This is a genomic window from uncultured Thiodictyon sp. (genome assembly GCF_903828115.1).
Taxonomy (GTDB): Bacteria; Pseudomonadota; Gammaproteobacteria; order Chromatiales; family Chromatiaceae; genus Thiodictyon.
This window is the reverse complement of record NZ_CAIKKU010000714.1, coordinates 1-2543: the sequence shown is the minus strand read 5'-3', so window position 1 is coordinate 2543 and position 2543 is coordinate 1. Positions and strand designations below refer to the sequence as shown.

3 protein-coding genes are annotated in these 2543 nt (G+C 58.8%); all 3 read right to left on the bottom strand.

Translation table 11 applies throughout. The annotated features are described in order from the left end of the window. Positions 1-133 precede the first annotated feature (133 nt). The 3 genes from pufB to QZY48_RS26760 all read right to left on the bottom strand — a co-directional run bounded on the left by pufB (position 134) and on the right by QZY48_RS26760 (position 2282). Complete coding sequence (pufB, locus tag QZY48_RS26770; protein ID WP_020507020.1) at positions 134-274, bottom strand: light-harvesting antenna LH1, beta subunit; 141 nt, start codon at positions 272-274, stop codon at positions 134-136. A gap of 124 nt (positions 275-398) precedes the next feature. Continuing rightward, positions 399-653: a light-harvesting antenna LH1, alpha subunit gene (gene pufA / locus QZY48_RS26765; protein ID WP_295436599.1), complete on the bottom strand. Its 255-nt coding sequence runs from the start codon at positions 651-653 to the stop codon at positions 399-401. A gap of 552 nt (positions 654-1205) precedes the next feature. Next, positions 1206-2282 (bottom strand): Rieske 2Fe-2S domain-containing protein, encoded by a 1077-nt coding sequence (locus tag QZY48_RS26760; protein WP_295436598.1) that lies wholly within the window; start codon positions 2280-2282, stop codon positions 1206-1208. Between the last annotated feature and the right edge of the window lie 261 nt (positions 2283-2543).

Sequence of the window (2543 nt, the reverse complement as noted above, 5' to 3'; positions counted from 1 at the left end):
TTGATCACGGTCCAGACCTTCCAGTCTTCTTCCGGATGCTCAATCTTGACGATCTTTTCATCGGCCAGCAGATACGGAACTTTCATTTGCGTTACCTTAAGACGTTAGACTTGGATAGACCAGTCGAATCAGATCAGAACCAGGGTTGATAAGCCCAGGTCACCAGGTGGACAGCGGATGCAATCATCACCCAGCTCCACACGCCATGCTTCCAGTGCTCATGAAACTCCTTCGCCTGCTCGTTGGTCAGACCCGAGATGTTGCCAGAATTCATTTTCAAAACCTCATACGTGACATTCGTGAGAAGAGCGAGTTCACTGTTACGGGTGACCTCGCTCTTCGATAGCGGGGTACTTGACCCCGCGACCCAGCGCCAGAGACCCTGCGGCGCTTTGTTCTTACTGAGCGACGGGCGCCGGGGCGACGATCACGACGGGCTGTTTCGCGGCGTACGCGTCGGCAGCGGCATCCTTCCAGCCATAGCCGGGCAGGGCCAGAGCATAGGTGTGAATCATCCACATTTGGACCATCAGCACGATGAACCACGGAACCATCCAGTTGGCCGGGTTGATCACGGTCCAGATCTTCCAGTCATCTTCCGGATGCTCGATCTTGACGATTTTCTCATCGGCCAGCAAATAAGGAACTTTCATTTAAATTACCTTGGTTTGTGAAGTTTGGACGAAGTCTGATCAGAACCAGGGCTGGTAAGCCCAAGTCACCAAGTGGACAGCGGATGCGATCATCACCCAGCTCCACACACCATGCTTCCAATGCTCGTGAAATTCCTTTGCCTGCTCGTTGGTCAGACCCGAGATGTTGCCAGAATTCATCTTCATAACCTCAAAGACGTTGTGAAAAAACCGTCCCCATCAGCCTACTGGCGGCAGAGACACCCACCATCGATCCAGATCGCAACGCCCTGGCGCCCCGCATCCTGACTTTGTTTGTTCCAAACGGGTAGTGTCTTGGAACAGCCCGGCGATCTAGGCGCTATTGTAACCCGGCAGCCGCCTGTGTCAAGGCCAACTGACATATATTTGTGTCAGGGTTGGCTTACATAAGCCTAGCCTAGCGATCCGCCCGCCAGACGCATCGCGTCCACGACCAAGGGGGGGTGTGGGCGGCTGGAGGCGAGCCGGGATAATCGCAGTAAGATCCCGTGTAACAATGGGTTAGGTATGCCCCGATGGGCGCCGCCGGGGTCAGGCGCCCGTCGTCAACGGACCGACCAGCGCCACGGCCGGGATTGGGTTCTCACGCAGGTGCTCCGCCGCCAGGACACGATTTGCCGCCATCCTGCCGGTCATGGTGGCCGCCTCCATCAGATTGGCCGGCACCTCGAGTCTGACGAAGTCCCCGGCGAGAAACAGGTTGTCGAACGGTGTTGTGACGCCCGGCCGCCCCGCATGGTCGCCCGGTGCCCAGCGTGGGAAATTTTGCTGCATCATGTAAATGTCGTGAATGACTCCGGCCCCTTGCAATTCCGGGATCAGCTCGTCCAATTCCGCCCGCATCAGCCGCTTGATCTCGGCTTCCGGCAGGACGTTATGTGCTTCCACGGCATAGGCATGTAACTCGACGACGGCGCCGCGCCGACGCCTCGCCCAGTCCTCGTACGCCGGCTGCAACTGCGAGTAGATGGCGATAGAGTCGACGTAACGGTAGCCGCTGACGGTATAGAAAGGAACGTATTGTGTGCGCAGCTCCCGGTCGAGCCAGATGCGCCAGACGATGTAGGGGTCGGCAACGCCCAAGCGCGCGACGCTGCTGACCAGCGCCTGATCGGAGATCTCGGAATGGGCCAGGATATTCTTGAGTCCAGGCACATCACAGGCCAGTACAAAATAATCCGCGGCATATTCGGTAGCAGACTGGAGCGGCGCCGCCGCCAGGTGCACGGCATCTCCCCGCAACTCTGCCGCCACCGCAGGCAGGGGCAGGATGGCCGGGCCCGCGGTCGGCAAGCCGTGCCGATCATATTTGGCACCATGGCAAGGACAGGCGAAACCGCCGGTGGCTGGGTCGAGCGCAACTGGACAGCCCATGTGCGTGCAGCGGCTCGACAGCGCTGCGTAGTCGCCGCGGTCGTTCCGCTTGACGAAGTAAAGCTCCCCGGAGCTGGAGCGGGTCGGTTGCCAGTCGTCCCCCACCGCGTTGGCCGGGACCTGGTGAGCTTCACCCGGACTACTCCCCGCCGACCGCAAGACCAGCTTGGTGATGCGCCCATCCGTTTCCACCAGGCGCTCGGCCTCCATGCCGGTCAACACCTTGCCGCCCAACGCAATCAGTATGTCTTTCAAGGGTGTGACTACCGAGGTCATGGCGTCGTCGATGGTTTGGTCGTAGCCCATGCCGTCGGGGTTGCCGAGGTAGAAAAAATGAAAAAAACGGATACCTTCAGCGGTCGACTACTGATGGAACTGATTGAAGGAGGTATGCGCGAAGGGTTCGATGATCGTCTCGACCATGGGCCGGTTGATATTCTGGCAAAAGCTCTTGAAGTCGACGCCGTCGAACTCACGAAATGTCCGTTCCGGCTG

Bases quoted from the DNA above. Each gene is read 5' to 3' on its own strand.
- pufB (WP_020507020.1), bottom strand. From the start codon at position 274: ATGAATTCTGGCAACATCTCGGGTCTGACCAACGAGCAGGCGAAGGAG.
- pufA (WP_295436599.1), bottom strand. From the start codon at position 653: ATGAAAGTTCCTTATTTGCTGGCCGATGAGAAAATCGTCAAGATCGAG.